The organism is Pseudomonas mucidolens, from assembly GCF_900106045.1.
Classification (GTDB): domain Bacteria; phylum Pseudomonadota; class Gammaproteobacteria; order Pseudomonadales; family Pseudomonadaceae; genus Aquipseudomonas; species Aquipseudomonas mucidolens.
This window is the reverse complement of record NZ_LT629802.1, coordinates 2,234,170-2,255,319: the sequence shown is the minus strand read 5'-3', so window position 1 is coordinate 2,255,319 and position 21,150 is coordinate 2,234,170. Positions and strand designations below refer to the sequence as shown.

Genomic DNA, 21,150 nt, shown 5'->3' with positions numbered 1-21,150 from the left:
CAGCGTGGTGGGTGGTGCGTTCACTAGGGCTCGGTCATTGATATGGGTAGGGGCGAGGATCCACATCTCCCTTAGTGCATCCATCCTCATCAACAGCCCACCGGCCCAAGGCTGGGGGCATTCTTTTAAAACAATCCCAAGCATGCGCTCAGATGTGCCCCCAATGTAGCAATCCACCGGAAGTGAATGGAGCTCCATGGTTTGTGGAAAGGCAGAAATGATCAGCCGAACAGCCTGCCAGACAACGCCTAAAGACTCTCAGGATCGCCAAAAAACATCTGAATCCGCGACCGCAACCAACGCTCCCCTGGATCATTGTCCTGGGAACCACGCCAGGCCATATGCAGCTCAAAGGTGCGCACCACCGGCAAGGGTGGGTCTTCGGCGCGCAGGCCGCCGGCGGCGGTCAGGGCTTCGGCGGTGTAGTCCGGGACGGTGGCGAGGATGTCGGTGCCTGCCAGTAGTGTCCCCAGCCCGTTGAACTGCGGGACGGCCAGTACTACATGGCGTTTGCGGTCGAGCTTTTCCAGTTCTTCATCGATGAATCCGCTCAGGTCGCCGGCAAACGAGACCAGCGCATGGGGACGGGCGCAGAAATCGTCCAGGCTCAGGGCGCCGGGCACGCTGTCGGCACGCAGCAGTTTGGGCAGGCTGCGACGCAGGACCTTGCGCTTGGCATTGGCCGGCAGGTCGGTGGTGTAGCTGACACCGATGGATATTTCCCCGGAAGCCAGCAGGCTTGGCATCAAGATGTAGTTGACGCGACGTATGACTAGCACGATGCCCGGCGCTTCGGCGCGCAGGCGTTTGAGCAACTGGGGCAGCAGGGCGAATTCCACATCGTCGGAAAGGCCGATGCGAAACACCGCGGTGCTGGTGGCCGGGTCGAACTCGGCGGCGCGGCTGACCGCCGTGGAAATCGAATCCAGGGCCGGCGAGAGCAGTGCGAAGATTTCCACCGCCCGCGCGGAAGGCTCCATGCTGCGTCCGGTACGCACGAACAACGGGTCATCGAACAGCCCGCGCAGGCGTGACAGCGCGGCGCTGATGGCCGGTTGGCCGAGGAACAATTTCTCGGCGGCGCGGGTCACACTGCGTTCATGCATCAAGGTTTCGAATACGATCAACAGATTGAGGTCGACACGTCGCAGGTCGTTACGGTTCATCTTGTGTCCCAGGCGGCGTCAGCAAACTTGACGAGAGTGGCCACATAAGAACGTTGGCCAACGTGAATCTTACGGGGAAAGGCTGGTACTCTGCACAGGATTATTCAATTTTCCTACGTGGCCTGAGGTGTTTTCCTAAGGTGCGAATCAATGACAGACATGTCGACTATTAATGGTGACCGGTGGTCTTGCCCGGAAAGCCCAGATAGAGTTCATGGTATTAGAGGTTATTTTGGCGAGGTTTGCGATGTCCCGCACGATTCGTTTTCACAAGTTTGGTCCGGCCGAGGTGCTCAAATGCGAAGAGCATGAGGCCACGTTGCCTGCACCGGGCGAAGTGCAGGTGCGTGTCGAAGCGATTGGCATCAGCTGGTATGACATTTTATGGCGCCAGAACCTGGCATCGTCCCACGCCCGCCTGCCGTCCGGCCTTGGCCATGAGATGGCCGGGGTGGTGGTAGCCCTTGGCGACGGCGTGGATGACTTGGCGGTGGGCGATAAAGTGGCCAGTTTTCCGGCCGAGAGCCCCAACGATTACCCGGTGTATGGCGAACAGATCGTCCTGCCCCGTTCGGCCCTGACCCGATACCCTGAGGTGTTGAGTCCGATCGAGGCCAGCGTGCATTACACGCCGCTGTTGATTGCCTATTTTGCGTACATGGATTTGGCGCGGGTCAAGCCTGGGCAATTCGCCTTGGTGACTGACGCCAGCCACTGCGCCGGCCCTTCCTTTGTGCAACTGGGCAAGGCCTTGGGTGTCAGGGTGATTGCCGCAACCAAGGACAGCGCGGAACGTGAGTACTTGCTGTCCCTCGGGGCGGAAAAGGTCATCGTCACTGAAGAGCAGGACCTGCTGATGCAAATCAACAAGTTCACTGACAATCGCGGCGTTGACGTGGTTTTTGACGGTTTGGGTGGGCCGCAGATGTCGCTGCTGGGCGATGTCCTGGCTCCTCGTGGCAGCCTGGTGCTTTACGGTCTGCAGGGCGGTAACCAAACCCCGTTCCCGGCGTGTGCGGCGTTCCAGAAGAACATTCAGTTCTTCGTGCACTGCATCGGCAACTTCACCGGCAAACCGGAGCTGGGCATCATCCAGGACCAGGTGGCTTTGCAGCGGGCCTTGCGTGATATCAACCAGTTGACCGCCGACCGTGTGCTGGTGCCGCTGAAAACCACGGTGTTTCCGTTCAGCCAGTTCGTTGAAGCTCATCGTTATATGGACGAATGCCCATGCCGTGAGCGGGTTGCGTTGCAGATCGAGCTGGCTTGATCTGTAGGAGCGTTCGCAAACGGGTATGTTTCTTGGACTGCCCATGTGGCAAATACGCCATTTAGAAGGACTCTATCTACTTGTGAGCCGAGATATTATCTCGGCTCTCACTCTCCCAAACGTGCTCTTGACGCCGCCGCCGCCCTGAATTTCAGGCGGCGGCGTTTTGCATGGGCGCAAGTTTTGACCGTTGAATAACTATCTGCACTGGTTTTTCCACGGGCTCTGTATCTTTTAATCATTATTCAAGTACCGATAATTACCCGATCGCTGTCATCTCAGACGCAGAGCAATGATGGGTGGAGTCGCGTGTCCACCCATAAATCCACTGTAACTAGCGCGCACCTACAAAAGTCGATGCCAAGGGGTGTTTCGTTCGGCGCTTCGAGAGCCGAGGGTGATCTTTTGTATTTGGTTTTATATGCGTCGGAATGTTCTTTGTTTTCTGAACTAAGGATAAGTAGGACGCTGTAGGAGTATTCCTAGGGTTGCGAGAGATGGCTGGAAGGCTACAGGATAGGCACCTTTATCCTCGTTTCGTTGAAAACATCGTCGGACATTCTAACTATCGTCTTGTTAAGCGGTGCTTACATTTGGGGAATTATCCGTGTCGCAAAAAAAGACATCACCTCTGCATACGCAATAAGTCCGCTAAACGTACAGGTACGTTTAGCGGAAATGGATCGTCAATCTCAGGTAGTAAAACTATGAGCGCTATTCACGAACAAGCCATGAACTATGTCTATCAACAAGTTTTGCAGCGGTTGCTGGGAAAATTTTCCCGGGCAGAACGGACAGCGCTTCAATTATTGGTTCAGCGGGTGATTGTTGCGGCAGGCGGTATTGATCAAATAGGCGACTATAAAGTATTGATCGCCCATGGTGGTGGCAAAGGAAGTAGCTGCGCCCTGGCTTTTCTTAGAGCTGCTCAGTTGACCATCGCCGGCCGTGCGCCGAAGAGTTTCCAACTGCGAGTCGCGACCTTGCGACATGCTGGCATGACACAAACCACCCTGGATAACATCCAGCGTGGTTACAGTGCGTTGTTTTTTCATGATGACCCCAGGGTCGAATTGTTGATGGTGGAAAATCAGGAGGTGCTGCCATTCAATCATTTGCGCCTGGTGTCCACTGCTGGCCAGTACGCCAGTCGACGCAACATGCTGATGATCGGTCATGTGACTGGTGGCGATATACGCGCCAGTCTGCACAACGACGGCTATTTATCTGTTGGGGATTTCTACCGGCGCATCACTTCCTGGAAAGGCGGGGTGCATGCCTTGCTCAGCGGCGATCCCTCGTGCAAGCAAAATCGATACCTTGGGTGGTTGACGAAAACCACAAGAGCTGCGAAGAGCAGGGAGCGAGCCCGCCGGCCATTGACGCTCAACGCGTTATTCACGGACATGGACGAGCGTAGTGCGATGTATTACCGCGATATTTACGGTGATCAGAGCGCGTTGGCGCACGACTCATCATCCAAGCATGATCATCGCCCCCTTGCCTATATCGGTGTAGCTGATCTGCTGACCGAAACCAACGCCGACTTTACCTGGTTGCTGAACGACTTCATGGGGCACAGGCTTGATGAATTTGCCTTTCAATTCAGCAATCACGCCTACGCCAACCCGCTCTTGATGGCGCACTTGCATGGCCTGCAAGCCGAGGTGTTGTTGGAGCTGGACTACCATCAGGGAGCCACGGGTTTTGTTCAGCGGGCTACGGCCTTCATGCGTCGCCAACAGATCCCTGAACTGTTGCGGGCCCAGGCCGGAACCCGGGAGGGGCGAATGCTGGCGGCTACTTATGCGCGAGAGTTCTTCAGCCTGGAAGAAAGCCAGTTGGTGTGCATGTTGTTTTCACCCTTTGTTCAGCAAGGTCAAAAACTCGAAGCTTTCTTGCGCCGTTGCCATCCCGGTATGTTGGTGGCGTTACCCGAGGTGCATAAGGCACTCCAGGGTAAGCCTTGCGCGGATTTGATCCAGCATTGGATTGTCGATACCAGCGGTCTACCTCTGGAACTTTTGCAGCACCTCTATCGCACTCAACCGGCGGCAAGCGCGTCGTGTCCTCCTGCCGACCCACCCATGGGGCAAGGACGCTAAGGGATTGTTGCTCAGACATAAACGCTCATGAGGTCTGGCAAGCAGGCAGACTTCGCCTATCAGGCGGTCTATCGCTACATGATCAACCTGATCAATGAGGTCAGTCCTGATGCACGGATCAAGTTACCTTCCCTGCGGCATTTGGCAGAGCGTTTGAATGTATCGATTTCGACCATTCAATACGCTTACTCGTTGTTGGAAAAGGAGGGCAGGGTCTACTCGGTGGCCAAGTCGGGCTACTACGCCTTGCCTGCCCCCACAAGTACGCCGTGGAGCCCCGGTGGTGATTTGCTGGAGCGTCTCTATGCCGGTACCAGAAGGCCCGGGATGCGGGTGCTCAGCGCTGATGAACCGGCGCTGCTACTGCCGCTGGATGCAGCCTTGTTGCAACTGGAACGCGAGGTGGTACGCCAATATCCGCGTCCACTGGAACCTTATTTCCAACCGTGCGGTATCTGGGAGTTGCGTGCGGCGATTGCGGCACGTTACACCCAGTCACCGACGCGCTACTGGCAGGCAGATGACGTTTATATCGGTGCCGACTTGCGCGGCGTTCTGGAAATCCTGATTGAGGCGCTTGGTCTCAAGGGAGCAGGCGTACTGGTGGAGTCACCCTGTGACTGGATCATTCTGCGCCTGCTGCAAGACGCCGGCGTGCGCGTGATCGAGGCTCCCTGTAATGAGAGCGGCAGCCTGGACCTGATGCGCCTGGAGCACCTGCTGCATACCGAAACGGTGCAACTGGCATTGCTCTCGTCGACGGCCAGCTTGCCACCGCAGGAACGCGTGCACGCAGCGCGGTTGCTGGAGCGCTATGGCTGTTGGGTACTGGAAAATGACGTCCACGGCGAACTGGAGTACGAACCACCCACCTGCCATCTGCGGAATTTGGTGAACCCCGATCGGTTACTGGTGTTTTCCACCTTTGAGAAAATCATTGGGCCAGAGGCGCCTTACGGATATTTGCTATCACGCCACTTGAGCGCTCCTTTGCAGCGCCAGTTCGTGTTGCGGGCGTTTCGTTTATCGTCGATTCGCCAGCGCGCCATTGCCCGGCTCTATCAGAATGGCCGTCTTGACCAGCACGTGCAGGCATTGCGTGCATTGCTCAAGATGCATGCGACTTCAATGAATACGCACCTGAGGCAGCACTTGGGAGACCGTGTGAGCTATCGCATGCCACAGGCTGGGGCCACCTTTTGGCTGCGCTCCACACAGGCTGTCGATATGCGCCGGGTATTCCAGCACATGTTGGCCCAGCAGGTGGTGATTGCCCCGGGAGAGTTGTTCAGTGTCAGCGGACTCTACCGGCAACACCTGCGGTTGAGTCATACCTTCAGTGGTCATCTTCCCCTTGAACAGGTGATGGAAACGTTGGCTCAAGCGCTCAGGCAGGGGCAGATCAGCTAAACCGAGCTGCATAGGATTTATCGCAACTTATTACGGAATAGATAACATCTAGTTGTGGGATATATAACATCGCGCCGTGGTCGAACTCTCAGTAAACTGCATTTCTTTTACGAATCCTTCTTTTCAGAGGTTTTTGCATGACTCTCAGTCCTTTTGCGGGCAAGCCAGCGCCAGCTCAGTTGTTGGTGGACATCCCGCGACTGGTGACGGCCTATTACACTGGTCAGCCTGATGCAGCGATCTCCACCCAGCGTGTGGCCTTTGGAACTTCAGGGCACCGTGGCAGCTCCTTTGACTTGAGTTTCAATGAATGGCACGTGTTGGCAATCAGCCAGGCCATTTGCCTGTACCGTGCGGCCCAAGGCATCAATGGCCCGCTGTTTGTTGGCCTGGACACCCACGCGCTGTCGACCCCGGCCGGTGCCAGTGCCCTGGAAGTGCTGGCTGCCAACGGGGTCCACGTGATGCTCGCGCAGGGTGATGAATACACTCCGACACCAGCGATTTCCCACGCCATCATCTGCTACAACCGTGGGCGTACCAGCGGTCTGGCGGACGGTATTGTGATTACCCCGTCGCACAACCCGCCCCAGAGTGGCGGTTATAAGTACAACCCGCCAAACGGTGGCCCGGCAGACACACATGTCACCAAATGGGTCGAAGCTAAGGCCAACGAGCTGCTTGGCGCGAGACTCGCGGGGGTCAAGCGCATGACCCACGCACAGGCGTTGAAAGCCGACACCACTCATCGCCATGACTACCTCAACAATTATGTCTCGGACCTGATCAACGTCATCGACATGGACGCCATTCGCGGCGCGGACCTGCGTCTGGGCGTTGATCCGCTGGGCGGAGCGGGGGTGCGCTATTGGTCGGCGATTGCCGAGCATTACCGTCTTAATCTGGAGGTGGTGAACACCGAGGTCGACGCTACCTTCCGCTTCATGAGCGTCGACTGGGACGGGCAGATTCGCATGGACCCTTCGTCCAGTCACGCCATGCAAGGCCTGATCGGACTCAAGGAACGTTTCGACGTCGCGTTTGCCTGCGACCCGGACCATGATCGCCACGGCATTGTCACGCCATCCGGTGGGCTGTTGGCGCCGAATAACTACCTGGCGGTGTGCATCGATTACCTGTTTCAGAATCGGCCTGATTGGCGCGCCGATGCCGCGGTGGGCAAAACCGTGGTCAGCAGTGGCCTGATCGATCGGGTCGCTGCACGTATCGGCCGCAGACTTTACGAAGTGCCGGTGGGCTTCAAGTGGTTTGCCGACGGGCTGTTCGAAGGATCCCTGGGTTTTGGTGGCGAAGAAAGCGCCGGCGCCTCGTTCCTGCGCAAGGACGGCAGCGTCTGGAGTACCGACAAGGATGGCTTGATCCCGGCGCTGCTGGCTGCGGAAATGACCTCGCGCAAAGGCCAGGATCCGAGCCAGATCTATCGCGGTCTGACGGATGCCCTGGGTGAGCCGTTTGCCATCCGTGTCGATGCCAAGGCGACGCCTGCGCAGAAGGCCTTGTTGGGCAAGCTGGCGCCGGAGCAGGTCACCTCCACGCAATTGGCCGGGGAGAGCATTCAGCAGATCCTCAGCCATGCACCGGGTAACGATCAGGCGATCGGCGGGCTGAAGGTCATGACCGAAAACGGCTGGTTTGCCGCGCGACCATCGGGCACCGAAGACATCTACAAGATCTATGCCGAGAGCTTTATCGGCGAGGATCACCTCAAGCGTCTGGTGGAAGAAGCTCAAGTGTTGGTGGATGGCGCAATCGCCGCTGAATAACTCCGCCCAGGCTCGGTACGAAACTGTGGCGGGGAGCTTGTCGCCTCGCCACAGGGTGGCCCTCGACCTATACAAAACCTAGACCACATCTTCACTTCATCGCCTAACTGCATGAACCCAAAGCAATTGGCTGGTACTGGCGGAAGATTCCGGCGACCATAGTGCTCCTTGTCCGAGCCCAAACATCGCAGGAGTCCGCGTGCCGCAACACCCCCCCGATCTGCCTCCCGAATTGCGGCCTTTGGCCGATATGCCGCTATTGAAACGACTCGCCGCGCGCTTGTTCGGACACGGCTTGACGCGCTTGCGCGCCCAGCACCGTTTTTCCTGGTTGCACGGCCAGGCCGACGGCTTTCGCAGTGGCCATGAGGCGGGCGTGGAATATGGCTATCGGGAAGGCAAGGCGGATGGCATCGAGGAGGGGCGCCAAGTCCTGTTGATTCGAGACTTTCGATCCGACGAGCACCGCGCGCCGATTATCGACGCCAGTCTGTTCGACGACTGGCGTCTGCCGCTGACCGCCGAGTTGAAGAAGCGCATCAAAGCCGATGTGGCGCGTTTGCTGCCGGCCCGCTCGCAGCCGAGTGCGGCGCAGTGGAAGATGATCTTCAGCGACACGCCCTCGACCTCGGTCATCGCCGGGGCCGGTGCAGGCAAATCGACCTCTTTGGTCCTGCGTATTCTGCTGCTCACCCATTACCTGGGTTTTGAACTGAGCTCAATGACGGTGGTGACCTTCACCCGTGAGTCGCGCAAGGACTTCATCAACAAGCTCATGGAAATTCTCAGCCTGTGGGGGCAACCTCTTGGTTTGAAAGAAGCACAAGCGGTGGTGCGCACCTTTCATTCGCGCATCCTGCCAATGGTGCGCAGTCTGCCGGGTTTCGAGCGTCTGCAAGCCTTTGAGAATCTCAGTGCGCGCAAGGGCCCAGGCGATGATGAGGGTGACAGCAACCCGTTTGAACTGCGTATCAATGATGTCCAGCGCCAGCAGCTCAACGCGTGCTATCACCGACTGTACGCTCGCCATGCACGCTTTCGCGAGCTGATCGCGCCTCTGGCGCGCCACGCCCTGCAACTCAAGGAGCTGGAGCGCGACCATCCCGATGTGCAGAAACGCGTGGCGGTGACCGAACTTGCGGCCAAGCGTGACGAAGACCTGTGCGATGTGGTCGAAGACCTGTGGTTCCGTGCCGGTGCGTGGCCGATCAAGGGCATTGAGCCCAACCGCCAGACGGTTGAAATCAACGGTGCGCAATTCCATTGCCATGGTTACATCGCCGAATTGGGCGCGTGGGTTGTGCTGGGCTTTGACCCTCGTGAAAATCCGCAAATGGTTCGTCCCGGGGCCAAGCTCTCGGTGCGCGCAGAGTGCGCGGTTAAGCGCACACTCTTTCAAGCTTTCTGTCGCAAGCCTTTGATATGGCTGGATAGTTACGAGGAATCAAAGCGCGTATCAAGCAGCCTGGCGGAGGACGCCACAGCCGGGCCTGGCTTCGATTACAAGGTCAAGGGCGAACTGGCTTCGTCGCCGTTGCTGGATTGTTTTGTCACCGCTGCGGGGTTTATCGAAAATCTCGGCCTGGACGTCACGAACGCCGTAGGCCAAATGAGTTTTGCCGAGGACGATCCGGACCGTTCGTTCTTCGAGGCCCTGAGTATTTTCTGGAAAGCCCTGGAAGATCACCTGCTGGACCAGTCGCCGCCGATCATGACGTATAACCGGATGTTCTCGTTGTTCGGCGAAAATACTCCAGAAAACCTCAAGCTGCTCGACGATGCATTACTGCGGCCGATGTCGCACCTGATGATCGATGAGTTCCAGGATGTCTCGCCACAGATCGTCTCGTGGATCCGCGCCAGCCTGCGCGAAATCCGCAGCCGCGGACCGGCGATGCATGTGGGGCGGGGCGCGCAGCATTCGTCGCTGTTGTGTGTCGGAGATGATTGGCAATCGATTTATGGCTGGCGCGGCAGTTCGCCCAAGTACTTCATGGAGTTCAACAAGGAGTTCCCGTCGCCAGCTACCACGCGGGTCATGCTGGGTGAAAACTACCGCAGTCATCAACACATCATCGATGCTGCCGAACACATCGTTAAATCCGCTCCGGCGATCACGGGCAAGAAGGCCAAGGCCAGCGGAAACGCAAAGACGTTGGTGCCAGTCGCCGTGCGAGATCGGGATGATGCAGGGCTGGCGCAACAGCTACTGACGCACTATAACAATGGCCAATCCGTGTTGATGCTCTATCGAAGAAGTAGTGATAAGTATTTGATTGGACAGTATATTCAGTCTGTAGTTAATCTTGATTCTAGCTTGCCGCCCGCAGCGCGACGCTTGAAGCAGCTGACCTATCACAGCGCCAAGGGCCTGCAGGCCGATGCGGTATTCCTATTGGGGGATTGCCAGCATTTGACCCGTTCGCCCTACAAGAATCAGGTTTACCGCATGGCGGGCCTTGGCAAGGATGCGGACGCCGAACCTTATGACAGTGCCCAACGCGACGAAGCCTTGCGCCTGGCGTATGTGGGCATCACTCGAGCGGTGAGTCATTGCTACTGGTATGTCGAAAGGCAAGAAGCCGGTGTCAAAGGGCACAAGGCGTCTGACCGTATTGCTGGGAACAGGCCGTTCTTTGACGATCAGCGTGGCGTGAAGGGGGAGTGAAGGAAATAGGAGCGAGCCCGCAAGTTCGCTCCTACAGCGACAGCATTCAGGCCCGCAGCAACAGAGGAGGTATAAAGGACTCGAGTTCGTCCTCGATTGCCTCGATGATCCGCTCGACGTCGCTTGCGTTCATCACCGTGGCGCAGGGAATGCCGGCGATGGCGATCAGGGTCGCGCCGCTTTCCCGGTCAAACAATCGTGCGACCATGCTGGCTGGAGCATCCATGTGCCCTTCAAAACCTATTGGATGAAAATGCCAGCGCATCAGCTGGCATGCATTTGGGAATGTCACCTTGTTCATATGCCCTCCTTGATCATTGAGCGCTTCCTTTAGCTCGCGGCAAGGGTGCCAAGCCTATCTATGATCCTGGCCGTTGAAGGTTAAAAGTAGCACTCATTCGCAGCCCTTATCAGGATTTTCCTATCCGTTCGGCAGTTCTTTCCGATTAATTTGAAGTACGTCATGTCCTACCTGAATTTTGGCAAAAGGCCATTAGCGCGCCATCGCTAGGTCGGCATTGAAGCGGTTGGCAACGTTGGGCGAGTGACTCAGGCATTGGGCCGCAAGGGGTTGGCTTTGTAGAGGCAGCGTGGTTGGACGTAGCCTCGCTTGAGGCGCTGCGCCGGACGGCCTGGCACAGCCACATCAACATAACATCGCATAGATAACGCCTGATCGGGTAGCTGTCATTAATAATAAAATATTTAGCCGATGATATTAATGACACGGTGGCACTTTGCGAGTGAGCTCCACTCAATATATTGGATCCGGCTCAGTTCAAAGTGTGAGTGCTTTAGCATTTAAGTGTTTAGCAGTATTTAATATTTAAATAGAGGTTTGTCCTGGCGCAGGCTAATCCCAAGGATTGGATCGGCTTATTCACCAATGTTTGCGGGCGTTATTCGCTTTTTGCACTTTTTAGTGCAAAAAAATGCTGGACGGCTGATTTAAAATTGTGTCAGTTTTCTTTCGCCTTCATAAGAGGCGAGTGATAGGACGATCTCGCCAGAGCGCGTCGCTATCGGACAAAAACTGTTCCACTTGCAAACAAGGAAGTACGTTTATGTCGAAAGTTAAAGAAAAAGCTATTGTGTCGGCGGCTCAAGCAAGTACCGCTTATGCGCAGATTGATAGCTTTAGCCATTTGTATGACCGCGGCGGCAATCTCACGGTCAATGGCAAACCGTCCTTTTCCGTCGATCAGGCAGCTGAGCATTTACTGCGCGATAACGCGGCGTATCGGGATGTCGATGGTAACGGCAGGATTGATCTTACCTACACCTTCCTGACCTCGGCCTCATCGGCGACCATGAACAAACATGGCATTTCCGGATTCAGCCAGTTCAGTAACCTGCAAAAAGGCCAGGCGGTGCTCGCCATGCAGTCCTGGGCCGATGTGGCCAATGTAACCTTCACCGAGCGAGCCTATGGCGGTGACGCGCACATGACCTTTGGCAACTACAGCGGGGGGCAGGACGGCGCGGCGGCCTTTGCCTACCTGCCGGGTACCGATGAGCAGTACAACATGAGTGGCCTGGACGGCTCGTCCTGGTACTTGACCAACAGAAGCTACACGGCCAACGTCAATCCCGGGCTCAATAACTACGGCCGCCAGACCCTGACCCATGAGATCGGCCATACCCTGGGCCTGGCTCACCCTGGCGATTACAACGCCGGGACCGGTAACCCTTCCTACTACGACGCGGACTATGGACAGGACACGCGCGGCTACAGCCTCATGAGTTACTGGAGTGAAAGCAACACCAACCAGAACTTCACCAAGGGTGGGGTAGAAGCCTACGCTTCCGGGCCGCTGATTGACGATATCGCCGCAATCCAGAAGCTTTACGGCGCCAACTACAACACCCGCGCCGGCGACACCACCTACGGTTTCAACTCCAACACCGGGCGTGATTTCCTCAGTGCCAATTCGAACGCCGACAAACTGGTGTTCTCGGTATGGGACGGTGGCGGCAATGACACTCTGGATTTCTCCGGTTTTACCCAGAACCAGAAAATCAACCTCAATGAGACCTCGCTCTCTGATGTGGGCGGCTTGGTGGGCAACGTTTCCATTGCTCAGGGCGTGACGGTCGAAAATGCCTTTGGTGGTGCCGGCAATGACCTGCTGATCGGTAACGCTGCGGCCAATGTCCTCAAGGGCGGCGCCGGCAACGATCTGATCTACGGCGGCGGCGGTGCTGACAAGCTGTGGGGTGGGGCGGGGGCGGACACCTTTGTGTTCGGTGCCAGTTCGGACTCCAAACCCGGCGCGGCTGATCAGATCCTCGATTTCATCTCGGGATCGGACAAGATCGACCTGACCGGAATCACCCACGGTAACGGCTTGCACTTCGTCAATGCCTTCACCGGCGCGGCCGGCGATGCAGTGCTCAGTTATGCCTCGGGCACCAACCTGGGCACCTTGGCGGTGGACTTCTCCGGGCACGGCGTGGCGGACTTCCTCGTTACCACTGTCGGCCAGGCGGCGTTCAGCGACATCGTGGCTTGATCCAGGCCTGAGGAGAGCAGCGCCCCGGCGCTGCTCTCTCCTTGCAACAACCCCGTAAACGGGTAATGGTGATGAACAACTATCGCAATGCAATCGCCTGTCTGATTCAGGCGTTGCTCGTGTCGGCAGGAGCCAACGCAATGGCAAGCAGTCTTGTTTTACCCAACGCCGCAGAATTGGCCGGGCATTGGCAATTGCATCGGCAAGAGCAGATCTGCGCACTGGACCTGATTGCCGATTCCAACGCACTGGGTGGGGATGTCGATTGCGCCGAACAGTGGTTGGGGGATAAACCCATTACTTGGTCGCCGACACCGGACGGTATATGGTTGATGAATGCCGAAGGCACTGGCATTATCCATTTGAATCGCCTTAAAGTGGGTGAATATAAAGGTCGCAGCCGTTCAGGTGCTGAACTTTTATTGCAGCAGGCACCTTGAATATATAAAACGGCTATATCGTTGTAGTCGGTGACCAGAGAGTCACTTTAAGTATAAGTCGGTCAGTATTAAGCAACTGTGGTAGTTGTCCGCCCATTATTTGGGCGTTCGGCAGGCTATTGTGTGCATTCAGCTTAGGGATGATTAAGCAACATGGCGAAGACCACTCCCGCTGCACCTTTGTTCAAGGCGCTTGGTGAATATAAAAGCATTCTGATCAGCGTCGGTTTTTTCACCGCACTGATCAATCTGCTGATGCTGGTGCCCTCTATCTACATGCTGCAAGTTTACGATCGAGTGCTGTCGTCGCAGAACGAAACCACGCTGGTGATGTTGACGCTGATGGTGGTGGGCTTCTTTGCGTTTATCGGCGCACTGGAAGTGGTGCGCAGTTTCATCGTGATCCGCATCGGCAGCCAGTTGGAGCGTCGTTTCAACCTCAAGGTCTACAAGGCCGCGTTCGAGCGCAATCTGCAACGCGGCGAGGGACATGCCGGGCAATCCCTGGGGGACTTGACCCATATACGGCAGTTTCTCACCGGGCCCGCGCTGTTCGCGTTTTTTGATGCGCCGTGGTTTCCGATCTATCTGGCGGTGATTTTCTTGTTCAACGTCTGGCTCGGCGTACTGGCCAGCGCGGGCGCGGTGTTGTTGATCGGCCTGGCGTGTCTGAACGAGTACCTGACCAGGAACCCCTTGCGCGAAGCCGGTGGCTATTCCCAGCAGTCGACGCAATTGGCCACCAGTCATCTGCACAACGCCGAAACCATCCAGGCCATGGGCATGCTGGGGGCGCTGCGCAATCGCTGGTTTGCGGTGCATTCGCGGTTTCTCGGCCTGCAGAACCAGGCCAGTGACACCGGTTCAGTGATCAGTTCCCTGAGCAAATCCCTGCGCCTGTGCCTGCAATCGCTGGTATTGGGGTTGGGGGCCTTGTTGGTGATCAAGGGCCAAATGACCGCCGGGATGATGATTGCCGGCACGATCCTGATGGGGCGGGTGCTCAGCCCTATCGATCAGTTGATCGCGGTGTGGAAACAGTGGAGTTCCGCCAAGCTCGCCTATCAACGCCTGGATGGTCTGTTGCAGGAGTTCCCGCCAGAAGCCGAGGCCATGGCGTTGCCGGCGCCGCAGGGCCAAGTGAGTTTCGAACAGGTCAGCGCGGGGCCGCCCGGTCGGCGGGCTGCGACCTTGCATCAGGTCAGCTTTAACCTGGCGTCGGGCGAAGTGCTCGGCGTGCTGGGTGCTTCCGGTTCCGGCAAGTCGACCCTCGCGCGGGTGCTGGTGGGCGTGTGGCCGACACTGGCTGGCACGGTGCGCCTGGACGGTGCGGATATTCATCGTTGGGACCGCGACGAACTGGGGCCGCACATCGGCTATTTGCCGCAGGACATCGAACTGTTCAGCGGCAGCATCGCCGACAACATCGCGCGCTTTCGCGAGGCCGACCCCGAACTCGTAGTGCGGGCCGCGCAACAAGCTGGTGTGCATGAGCTGATCCTGCGCCTGCCCCAGGGCTACGACACGGTGTTGGGGGACGATGGCAGCGGCCTGTCCGGAGGCCAGAAACAACGCGTCGCCCTGGCGCGCGCGCTGTACGGCGGGCCACGCCTGATCGTGCTCGATGAACCTAACTCCAACCTCGACACCGTCGGCGAGGCCGCGTTGGCCAGCGCCATCATGCAAATGAAGGCCCAGGGCAGCAGCGTGATTCTGGTGACACACCGCTCTTCAGCGCTGGCCCAGGCCGACAAGTTGCTGGTGCTCAACGAAGGTCGCCTGCAGGCGTTTGGCCCCAGTCAGGACGTCTTGCGAGCGTTGTCCGGCCAGCAGGAACCGCCCCGCGAGAAAGCCGGTGTCAGCCTGAGTCGTCAGTATCAAGCCGCAAGGAATCCAGGCCAATGAGCGTCGATAGTCGCCTTCAACTCGACTCGGTTCGCCCCGAACGTGATGCACGCTTCTTTGCCCGGATGGGCTGGCTGTTGAGCGTGGTCGGCGCTGGTGGGTTTTTCCTGTGGGCCAGCCTCGCCCCGCTGGACCAGGGGGTTGCCGTGCAGGGCACGGTGGTGGTGTCCGGCAAGCGCAAAGCGGTACAAACCCTGAGCCCCGGTGTGGTCAGCCGGATCCTGGTGCGTGAAGGCGAGGTGGTGAAGCAAGGCCAGCCCTTGTTTCGACTCGACCAGACGCAAAGCCAGGCAGATGTCCATTCGCTGCAAGCCCAGTACCGCATGGCCTGGGCCAGCGTCGCGCGCTGGCAGAGCGAGCGCGATAACCTGCCGGATGTCACCTTTCCAGTCGAACTGAGCAGCAACCCCGATCCGGCACTGGCGCTGGTGCTTGAAGGCCAGCGCCAACTGTTCAGCAGTCGCCGCCAGGCCTTTGCCCGCGAACAGGCGGGGATTCGCGCCAGTATCGAGGGCGCCAATGCTCAGCTCAGCGGCATGCGCCGTGCCCGCAGTGATTTGCACGCCCAGGCACAATCCCTGCGCGATCAGTTGAACAACCTGCAACCCTTGGCTGACAACGGCTACATCCCGCGCAATCGCTTGCTCGAGTACCAGCGCCAGCTGTCCCAAGTGCAACAGGATCTGGCGCAGAACAGCGGCGAAAGCGGGCGCATCGAACAAAGCATCCTCGAATCCCGCCTGAAGTTGCAGCAGCACAGTGAGGAGTACCAGAAGGAAGTGCGCAGTCAGTTGGCCGATGCGCAACTGCGCAGCCTGACCCTGGAGCAGCAACTGACGTCAGCCGGCTTCGATCTGCAGCACAGCGAAATCAACGCTCCGGCGGACGGTATTGCAGTCAACCTCAGTGTTCACACCGAGGGTGCGGTGGTGCGTGCCGGTGAAACCCTGCTGGAAATCGTGCCCCAGGGCACGCGCCTCGAAGTGGAAGGGCATCTGCCGGTCAATCTGGTGGATAAGGTCGGCACCCATCTGCCGGTGGACATTCTTTTCACTGCCTTCAACCAGAGCCGCACGCCACGGGTGCCAGGGGAGGTGAGCCTGATTTCCGCGGACCAGATGCTCGACGAGAAAACCGGCGCGCCGTATTACGTGCTGCGCACCGCGGTCAGTGACGAAGCCCTGGAGAAACTCCATGGGCTGGTGATCAAGCCAGGGATGCCAGCCGAAATGTTTGTGCGTACTGGCGAGCGTTCGCTGCTCAATTACTTGTTCAAGCCGCTGCTGGATCGTGCCGGCTCCGCATTGACCGAGGAGTGAGCATGGCTTTCAGGTATTCAAGACAGCTGCTCACGGCCTTGCTGCTGGGATGCGGCAGCGCCGAGGCGGCCATGGGGCCGTTCGATGTCTACGAACAAGCCCTGCGTAACGACCCGGTGTTCCTCGGTGCCGTCAAGGAGCGTGACGCCGGCCTGGAAAACCGCCTGATTGGCCGTGCCGGGCTATTGCCCAGGCTGTCGTACAACTACAACAAGGGCCGCAATAACTCCCAGGCCACCTTGCCCGATGGGCGTGGGGGCAATTATCACGACGATCGCAACTACAACAGCTACGGCTCGACGTTCACCCTGCAACAACCGTTGTTCGACTACGAAGCCTATGCCAACTACCGCAAGGGCGTGGCCCAGGCGCTGTTTGCCGACGAGAGTTTTCGCGACAAGAGCCAGGCGCTGCTGGTGCGCGTGCTGACGTATTACACCGAGGCGCTGTTCGCCCAGGATCAGATCGATATTGCGCGGGCCAAGAAAAACGCCTTTGAGCAGCAATTCCAGCAGAACCGGCATCTGTTCGAGCAAGGCGAGGGCACGCGTACCGATATTCTTGAAGCGGAATCACGCTATGAACTGGCTATCGCCGAGGAAATCCAGGCGCTCGATGAACAGGATGCTGCCCTCAGGGAGTTGGGCGCGTTGCTCGGTGTACGCAGTGTCGATATCGCCGACCTGGCGCCGCTGAACGAGGATTTTGCCGCCTTTACCCTGACGCCGGCCAACTATGACACCTGGCACGAGCTGGCAATCACCAACAACCCGACACTGGCCTCCCAGCGCCAGGCCGTGGAAATCGCACGCCAGGAAGTGGCGCGCAACCGTGCCGGGCATTTGCCGACGGTCACGGCCTACGCCAGCTCGCGACAACAGGAATCCGACAGCGGTAATACCTACAACCAGCGCTACGACACCAACACCATCGGTATCGAGGTCAGCATGCCGCTGTATGCCGGAGGTGGCGTATCAGCGTCCACTCGCCAGGCCAGCCGTGCAATGGAGCAGGCCGAATATGAGCTGGAAGGCAAGACCCGCGAGACCCTGATCGAACTGCGACGTCAGTTCAGCGCTTGCCTGTCGGGCGTGAGCAAGCTGCGCGCCTATCAGAAAGCCCTGGCTTCGGCCGAAGCGCTGGTGGTCTCGACCAAGCACAGCATCCTTGGGGGCGAGCGGGTCAATCTCGACGCCCTCAACGCCGAGCAGCAGTTGTACAGCACCCGTCGCGACCTGGCCCGGGCCCGTTACGACTACCTGATGGCCTGGACCAAATTGCATTACTACGCCGGCAACTTGCGCGACACCGACCTGGCCAAGGTGGACGAGGCTTTTGGCCGTGCGCAGCGTTAATGGCTGGCTGGATGCCAGCTGCTACGCCGGGGGGTGTAGATGCCCACAAGAACAACAAACGCGACAAAACTAAGGAAGGTAACCGTGAACGCAAAACGACGAGGGTTTCAATCCGCCATCCCAACAGGCCCGGGCTACCCGCTCAAGGCTTTGAGCGGCGTGCCATACGGCGCGTTGCTGTGTTGCCTGGCCAGCCTGGGAACCGCCCAGGCCGCACCCTACGTGGAAACCGGCAAACTGGGCGATGTCGCCAGTTGGCGCAGCGATGAGTTCAAGGCCGATTGGGGATTGGGCGCGGTGAATGCCGACGCGGCCTACGCCGCCGGCTATACCGGTAAGGGCGTGAAGCTGGGGATTTTCGATCAGCCGGTCTACGCCCAGCACCCGGAGTTCGCCAGCCCCGGCAAAGTAGTGACGCTCGTCACTGAAGGCATCCGCCAATACACCGACCCCTACATTCCGGTGAAGGCCGGCGATGCGTTTCGCTACGACGGCACGCCGTCCCTGGGATCCAACGGCAAGCTGGGTAACCACGGCACACACGTCGGGGGAATTGCAGCGGGCAACCGTGACGGTGGGCCGATGCATGGCGTGGCCTTCGATGCGCAGATCATCACGGCTGAAAACGGTGATCCGGGGCCGGAAGACGGGATCATCCTCGGCAACGATGGCGCGGTGTACAAGGCCGGTTGGGATGCCTTGGTGACCAGCGGCGCGAGGATCATCAATAACAGTTGGGGCATCGGCATCGGTGATCAGTACGCCAAGGGCGGGCGGGATCCGGCATTCCCCAATTTCACGGTGGTTGAAGCCCAGGCGCAGTTCGATAACATTCGGCCGATCCTCGGCACCCATGCCGGCGGCGCTTATCAAGGCGCTATCGATGCCGCCCGCAGCGGTGTGCTGACGATTTTTGCTGCCGGTAACGACTACAACCGCAACAACCCCGATGCCATTTCGGGCCTGGCGTATTTTGTGCCGGAAATCGCCCCCAACTGGCTTTCGGTAGCAGCCTTGCAGCAGAACCCGGACACCGCCAGCAGCGACCCGTATGTGATCAGCACTTTTTCGTCGCGCTGTGGCTACGCCGCAAGCTTCTGCGTGGCGGCGCCGGGGACGAAAATCTACAGCTCGGTGATCAACGGCACGTCCCTGGAAAACCTCACCACGGATTACGCAAACTTCAACGGCACTTCTATGGCCGCGCCGCATGTTGCCGGGAGTGCCGCGGTGCTGATGGAGCGCTTTCCATACATGAGTGGCGAGCAGATTTCGACGCTGCTGAAAACTACCGCCACCGACCTCGGCGCGCCGGGCATCGACGCATTGTACGGCTGGGGCATGATCAACCTGGGCAAGGCGGTAAACGGACCTGGAATGTTGGTCACCGCAGAGGATATTCCGTTCGAGTTGCGTATCGACGGTGCCTATGGCAGCGGCCAGTTCGTCGCGGACTTGCCAGGGATTGGCGCCGTGGTCGACGCGGACAAACCGACCCAACGCCGGTGTACCGATGTGCACTGCGCACTGGATGTGTGGAGCAATGATATTTCCGGTCACGGCGGCCTGACCAAGCAGGGCATCGGTGCGCTGGTGTTGAGCGGCACCAACACCTACAGCGGGCCGACCCTGGTCAACCAGGGTCTGTTGGCGGTCACGGGTTCGCTGACCTCGGCGGTCACGGTCGGCAACAGCGGCGTGCTCGGCGGTTCCGGGACGGTGGGTTCGTTGATCGCGAGCAGTGGCGGCACGGTGGCGCCGGGAAACTCCATCGGCACCTTGAACGTGGCCGGGGATGTGCGTTTCGATGCCGGTTCCACGTATGCGGTGGAGCTGTCGGACAGCGCCAGCGACCGAATCGTGGCTGGTGGCACGGCCACGCTCAACGGCGGCAACGTGACCCTGGCGCTGGAAAACAGCGCGACGCTGCTCAGCCAGAGCGAAGCGCACAGCCTGATCGGTCGCCAATACAACATTCTGCAGGCCGCTGGTGGCATCACGGGCAGCTTCGGCGCCGTGTTGCCCAACTATCTGTTTCTCGGTGGCACGCTCAACTATGCGGCCAATGGCGTGCAGTTGGACGTCGGGCGCAACGCCAACAGTTTCGCCAGTATCGCGACCACCCACAACCAGCGCTCCGTGGCGGCTGCCGCCGAGCAATTGGGGGCCGGTAATGGCGTCTATGAAAGCCTGCTGCTGGCCCCCGACGCGGCCTCGGCCCAAGGGGCATTTCAACAGTTGAGCGGGGAAATCTACCCGGCCCTGGAAACCGCGCTGATCAATGACAGCCGCTACCTGCGCGAAGCGGTGGGCGAGCGCTTGCAGCAAGGTGAAATGGGCACGACCACTCAAACCATCGACAGCCGTGGCAACGTGTGGGTCAAGGCGCTGGGGGCCTGGGGCAAGACCGATAGCCGCAGCGATACGGCGGGCTACACCACGTCCATCGGCGGCATGCTGGCAGGCGTCGACGGCGCGCTGGACGAGGACACGCGCCTGGGCCTGGTGGTCGGTTATAGCGACACCTCGCTGAACATGGGCAGTGGCACGCACTCCCGCGCAGCGGTGGACAGTTACCATTTCGGCGCTTATGCCGGGCATGAGATCGGCGCCTGGCGCTTGAGCGGCGGGGCCAGCTACAGCTGGCATCGCGCCGATGTAAAACGCGACCTGCAGTACGGCAACGTGTCCGGCAAGCAGAAAGCCAAAGTCGACGCCGGCACGACTCAAGTGTTCACCGAAGCAGCCTACCGTGTGAATCTGCAACCACTGGCGCTTGAGCCTTTCGCCAACCTGGCCTACATCCATCTGGCTACCGACGGTTTCAGCGAGAAGGGCGACGCTGCCGCATTGCGAAGTGGTGATGACACCCGCGATCTGGTCCTGAGTACGCTGGGCGTGCGGGCGTTGAAGACCTTCAATCTCACGGATCATCAACAACTGGATGTTTCCGGCACCTTGGGCTGGCAGCACAACCTCAGCTCGACCGACGCCGAGCAACACCTGGCCTTTGCCTCTGGCGGCAGTTCCTTCGCGGTAGAAAGTGCGCCGATGGTGCGCGATGCGGCCGTCGTGGGCGCTCGAGTCAGCCTGGCGCTGACCAAGGACGCACGGGTGAACGTTGACTACAACGGACTGCTGGCCAGCAAGGAGAAGACCCATGGAGTGGGCTTGAGCCTGGATTGGGCGTTCTGATGCCCGATTTTTAGTACACG

13 protein-coding genes are annotated in these 21,150 nt (G+C 58.8%); 11 read left to right on the top strand and 2 right to left on the bottom strand.

What is annotated here, in order from left to right; all coding sequences use genetic code 11:
* Nucleotides 1-248: 248 nt before the first annotated feature.
* A complete protein-coding gene (locus BLU75_RS10450; protein WP_084376653.1) occupies nucleotides 249-1,166 on the bottom strand; it encodes a LysR family transcriptional regulator in 918 nt (305 codons plus the stop codon).
* Between the two features lie 247 nt (nucleotides 1,167-1,413).
* Here BLU75_RS10450 and BLU75_RS10445 point away from each other — a divergent pair, with 247 nt between their 5' ends.
* The 5 genes from BLU75_RS10445 (at nucleotide 1,414) to BLU75_RS10425 (ending at nucleotide 10,403) form a co-directional block, all read left to right on the top strand.
* On the top strand, nucleotides 1,414-2,436 hold the full coding sequence (locus tag BLU75_RS10445; protein ID WP_084376654.1) for a zinc-dependent alcohol dehydrogenase family protein: 1,023 nt from the start codon (nucleotides 1,414-1,416) through the stop codon (nucleotides 2,434-2,436).
* Between the two features lie 707 nt (nucleotides 2,437-3,143).
* Nucleotides 3,144-4,541, top strand: coding sequence for a hypothetical protein (locus BLU75_RS10440; protein WP_231982669.1), 1,398 nt, complete (start codon nucleotides 3,144-3,146; stop codon nucleotides 4,539-4,541).
* Nucleotides 4,542-4,568: 27 nt separating this feature from the next.
* A complete protein-coding gene (locus BLU75_RS10435; protein WP_084376656.1) occupies nucleotides 4,569-5,951 on the top strand; it encodes an aminotransferase-like domain-containing protein in 1,383 nt (460 codons plus the stop codon).
* A gap of 137 nt (nucleotides 5,952-6,088) precedes the next feature.
* On the top strand, nucleotides 6,089-7,735 hold the full coding sequence (pgm, locus tag BLU75_RS10430) for a phosphoglucomutase (alpha-D-glucose-1,6-bisphosphate-dependent) (protein WP_084376657.1): 1,647 nt from the start codon (nucleotides 6,089-6,091) through the stop codon (nucleotides 7,733-7,735).
* Between the two features lie 199 nt (nucleotides 7,736-7,934).
* Nucleotides 7,935-10,403 (top strand): UvrD-helicase domain-containing protein, encoded by a 2,469-nt coding sequence (locus BLU75_RS10425; protein WP_084376658.1) that lies wholly within the window; start codon nucleotides 7,935-7,937, stop codon nucleotides 10,401-10,403.
* A 46-nt stretch (nucleotides 10,404-10,449) separates the two neighbouring features.
* On the opposite strand, the gene BLU75_RS10420 is transcribed toward BLU75_RS10425, so the two are convergent.
* On the bottom strand, nucleotides 10,450-10,704 hold the full coding sequence (locus tag BLU75_RS10420; protein WP_084376659.1) for a DUF1652 domain-containing protein: 255 nt from the start codon (nucleotides 10,702-10,704) through the stop codon (nucleotides 10,450-10,452).
* A gap of 763 nt (nucleotides 10,705-11,467) precedes the next feature.
* Between BLU75_RS10420 and BLU75_RS10415 the strand changes: the two genes are divergently transcribed.
* The 6 genes from BLU75_RS10415 (at nucleotide 11,468) to BLU75_RS10390 (ending at nucleotide 21,130) form a co-directional block, all read left to right on the top strand.
* Nucleotides 11,468-12,916 carry a serralysin family metalloprotease gene (locus BLU75_RS10415; protein WP_084376660.1) on the top strand — a complete coding sequence of 483 codons (1,449 nt, stop codon included), beginning with the start codon at nucleotides 11,468-11,470 and terminating at the stop codon, nucleotides 12,914-12,916.
* A 71-nt stretch (nucleotides 12,917-12,987) separates the two neighbouring features.
* Nucleotides 12,988-13,356: an AprI/Inh family metalloprotease inhibitor gene (locus BLU75_RS10410; RefSeq protein ID WP_084376661.1), complete on the top strand. Its 369-nt coding sequence runs from the start codon at nucleotides 12,988-12,990 to the stop codon at nucleotides 13,354-13,356.
* Between the two features lie 153 nt (nucleotides 13,357-13,509).
* A complete protein-coding gene (locus BLU75_RS10405; RefSeq protein ID WP_084376662.1) occupies nucleotides 13,510-15,261 on the top strand; it encodes a type I secretion system permease/ATPase in 1,752 nt (583 codons plus the stop codon).
* Nucleotides 15,258-16,580: an HlyD family type I secretion periplasmic adaptor subunit gene (locus tag BLU75_RS10400; protein ID WP_084376663.1), complete on the top strand. Its 1,323-nt coding sequence runs from the start codon at nucleotides 15,258-15,260 to the stop codon at nucleotides 16,578-16,580. Before BLU75_RS10405 ends, BLU75_RS10400 begins: the two co-directional genes overlap by 4 nt.
* Nucleotides 16,581-16,582: 2 nt before the next feature.
* A complete protein-coding gene (locus BLU75_RS10395; RefSeq protein WP_084376664.1) occupies nucleotides 16,583-17,935 on the top strand; it encodes a TolC family outer membrane protein in 1,353 nt (450 codons plus the stop codon).
* A 117-nt stretch (nucleotides 17,936-18,052) separates the two neighbouring features.
* Nucleotides 18,053-21,130, top strand: coding sequence for an autotransporter domain-containing protein (locus BLU75_RS10390; protein WP_373863634.1), 3,078 nt, complete (start codon nucleotides 18,053-18,055; stop codon nucleotides 21,128-21,130).
* Nucleotides 21,131-21,150: the final 20 nt, after the last annotated feature.